At 65.8% G+C, this 3,244-nt stretch carries 3 protein-coding genes; all 3 read left to right on the forward strand.

The features are described from left to right. Positions 1-733, forward strand: a 733-nt coding sequence (locus RMO81_RS05885) for a copper resistance protein B (RefSeq protein WP_310474846.1), incomplete at its 5' end; no start/stop codon positions are given. Positions 734-868: 135 nt separating this feature from the next. Then, on the forward strand, positions 869-2,353 hold the full coding sequence (locus RMO81_RS05890) for an FAD-linked oxidase C-terminal domain-containing protein (RefSeq protein ID WP_310474847.1): 1,485 nt from the start codon (positions 869-871) through the stop codon (positions 2,351-2,353). 13 nt (positions 2,354-2,366) lie between these two features. Next, positions 2,367-3,244 (forward strand): FAD-binding protein (locus RMO81_RS05895; protein WP_310474848.1); only part of this gene is annotated, 878 nt, incomplete at its 3' end.

Consider the following 3,244-nt stretch of genomic DNA (forward strand, 5'->3'; position numbering starts at 1 on the left):
CGGCAGCGGTGCATCACCATTGATGCGCGCGCTCCTCCTCACGGCGCTGCTGCTCGCCACGCCGGCTGCCGCACAGAAGGCAACCAATCCGAACCACGGCCACGATGGCGGCATCAACAATTTCACCCTGGTGGAAGAAGCGGACATCACCCGCTTTGACGGCAAATGGGTCGCCAATTGGGAGGCGCAGGGCTGGATTGGCACCGACATGGACAAATTCTGGTGGCGCACCGAAGGCGAAACCAAGGGGCCGCGGCTGGAACAGAGCGAATTCCAGGCGCTGTACAGCCGCAACATCGCGATGTTCTTCGATCTGCAGGCCGGCCTGCGCCATGATATCCAGCCCGATGCCCGCAGCTATGCCGTGATCGGTGTGCAGGGCCTGGCGCCGTTGTTTTTCGAGACCGAAGCGCACGCGTTTTTGGGCTTCAAGGGCGATGTGCTGTTCCGGCTGCGCCAGTCGTTCGACATCCGCATGACCAACCGGTTCGTGATCCAGCCGCTGTTTGAAACCGACATTTATGCCACCCGCGTGCCGGAACGGCTGATCGCGCCTGGCCCCGCCATCATCGAGGCCGGCGTGCTCACCCGCTATGAAGTCACCCGCCGCGTTGCGCCTTATGTGGCGGTGATGTTCGAACGCCGGCTGGGCGAATCCAGCCGGCTGGCGCGCGCGGCTGGCGAGAATCCGGGCGGTTGGTCAGTGCGAACAGGCGTGCGCTTCTGGCTTTGACGCCAATGATCAGCCGGGCTTCACGGTTTGTGGTGGCCCGGCATCGTGCATGGCCTGCCAAGGCCGTTGGAACGCAGCACCGGGGCTCGCAATTTGCCCTAGCAAAACAGATCGGCTTCGGCGCAGGATGATCGCATGAAGATGCCGGAACCCGATGCCGCCGTCATTGCCCGGCAGGCCCATATTGCCGCTGCGCTCAGCGCCATCGTGCCGGATGGGGTGATCGCCGATGCCGAAGGCGTCTCGCCCTATGGCAGCGATGGGCTGGTGATGTATCGGCAAAGCCCGCTGGCCGTGGTGTTGCCGCGCACGACCGAACAGGTGAGCCAGGTGCTGGCCTGGTGCCATGCCAATGGCGTGAAAGTGGTGGCGCGCGGTTCGGGCACGTCGCTTTCGGGCGGGGCGCTGCCGCTGGCTGATGGCATCGTGCTGGGCATGGCGCGCTTCAACCGCATCCTCAGCGTCGATTACGACAATCGCTGCGCCGTCGTGCAGCCCGGCGTCACCAATCTTTCGGTGTCCCAGGCCATCGCCCACAAGGGATTTTACTATGCGCCCGATCCGTCGAGCCAGATCGCCTGTTCGATCGGCGGCAATGTCGCGGAAAATGCCGGCGGGGTGCATTGCCTGAAATATGGCACCACCAGCCCCAATCTGCTGGGGATCGAACTGGTGCTGATGGATGGCACGGTGCTGCGGCTGGGCGGGCCGGGGCAGGAACAGGCCGGTTATGATCTGCTTGGGCTGGTGTGCGGTTCCGAAGGCCTGCTGGGCGTTGTCACCGAAGCCACGGTGCGTATCCTGCCCAAGCCGGCCACCAGCCGCGCGCTGTTGCTGGGTTTTCCGTCGGTTGCTGATGCCAGCGATTGCGTGGCGGCCATCATCGCTGCCGGTATCATTCCGGCGGGCCTTGAGATGATGGATGCGCTGGCCGTCCGCGCCGCCGAGGATTTTGTGGCTGCCGGCTATCCCACCGATGTCGAAGCGCTGATGATTGCCGAGGCCGATGGCAGCGCGGCTGAGGTGGACGATCAGCTTGCCCGCATTACCAACATTGCGAACGCCCACAACTGCACCCACCTGCGCGCCTCCACCGACGAAGCGCAGCGCCTGCTGTTCTGGGCCGGGCGCAAGGCGGCGTTTCCGGCGGTGGGGCGTATCGCGTCGGACTATTATTGCGTCGATGGCACCATTCCGCGCCGGCAACTGGGCGCAGTGCTGCGCGAGATCAGCGCCATCGTTGCCCGCCACGGCCTGGCGGTGGCCAATGTCTTTCACGCTGGAGACGGCAATTTGCACCCGCTGGTGATGTATGATGCTGCCATTCCGGGCCAGACCGAGGCGGCCGAAGCGGCTGGAGCTGAAATTTTGAAAGCCTGTGTCGATGCCGGCGGCGTGCTGACCGGCGAACACGGCGTGGGCGTGGAAAAGCGCGATCTGATGGAACACCAGTTCACCGCCGTCGATCTGGAGGTGCAGAGCCGGCTGAAATGCGCCTTCGACGAACGCAGCCTGCTCAATCCCGGCAAGCTGTTTCCCACCCTGTCGCGCTGCGCCGAAATGAATCACATGCACGTGCATGGCGGGCGTTTGGCCTTCCCCGAACTGCCCCGATTCTGATGACGGATTTCTGATGGCCTATCGCCCTGCCACGCCCGAAGAACTGGCCGAGATGATCCACGACGCGGCAGGGCGTGGGGAAACGCTGGCCGTGTCCGGCTCGGGTAGCAAACCGGGCATCGGCCCCGGGCCCGCCGACGCTGCCCTGGATCTGACCGGGCTGGGCGGCCATATCGATCATGATCCGGGCGAGCTGCTGCTCACCTTGCCGGCTTCCACGCCGCTGTTGCATGTGGAGCAGCTGCTTGCCCGCGCCGGCCAGTGCCTGGCCTTTGAGCCGCCGTCGCCCGATGCCATCTGGGGCCTGGGCCATGGCACCATGGGCGGCGCGGTGGCAAGCGGGCTGTCCGGCCCGCGCCGGCCGTTCGCCGGGGCGTGCCGCGATCATGTGCTGGGCCTGTCGGGCGTCACCGGGCGTGGTGAAATATTCACCGCCGGCGGCAAGGTGTTGAAGAATGTCACCGGCTTCGATCTGGCGCGTCTGCTCACCGGCTCACGCGGCACGTTGGCGGTATTGACCCAGATCACACTGAAAGTGCTGCCGCTGGCCCCGGCGCAGGCGACACTGCTGTTGCCGGCCGACACAGTGGCAACCGCCGTGCGCCTGATGGCCGATGTGCTGATGATCGACGGCGGCATCACCGGCGCGGCGTGGAGTGACAATTCAGACGGGGGGCAGGTGCAGTTGCGCATCGAAGCCAGTGCCGCCGTCTTGCCGGTGCTTGTCGACGCTGCCCGCGCCCGGCTGCCCGCCAGCGAGGTGATCGACGGCGACGCCAGTCGCGCGCTGTGGGCCGGCATTGCCAGCCTGGCTGGCTATCTGGAAGCCGACGACATCGTCTGGCGCTGCCCGCTGCCGGCCAGCCGCGCACCGGCCCTGGCGGCGTTGCT

Origin of the sequence: Sandarakinorhabdus sp. (assembly GCF_031422795.1) — a bacterium.
In the GTDB taxonomy this organism is placed as follows: Bacteria; Pseudomonadota; Alphaproteobacteria; order Sphingomonadales; family Sphingomonadaceae; genus Sandarakinorhabdus.

What these genes read in the sequence shown, in the direction of transcription:
- RMO81_RS05890 (WP_310474847.1), top strand. Translation starts at nt 869, where the DNA reads ATGAAGATGCCGGAACCCGATGCCGCCGTCATTGCCCGGCAGGCCCAT.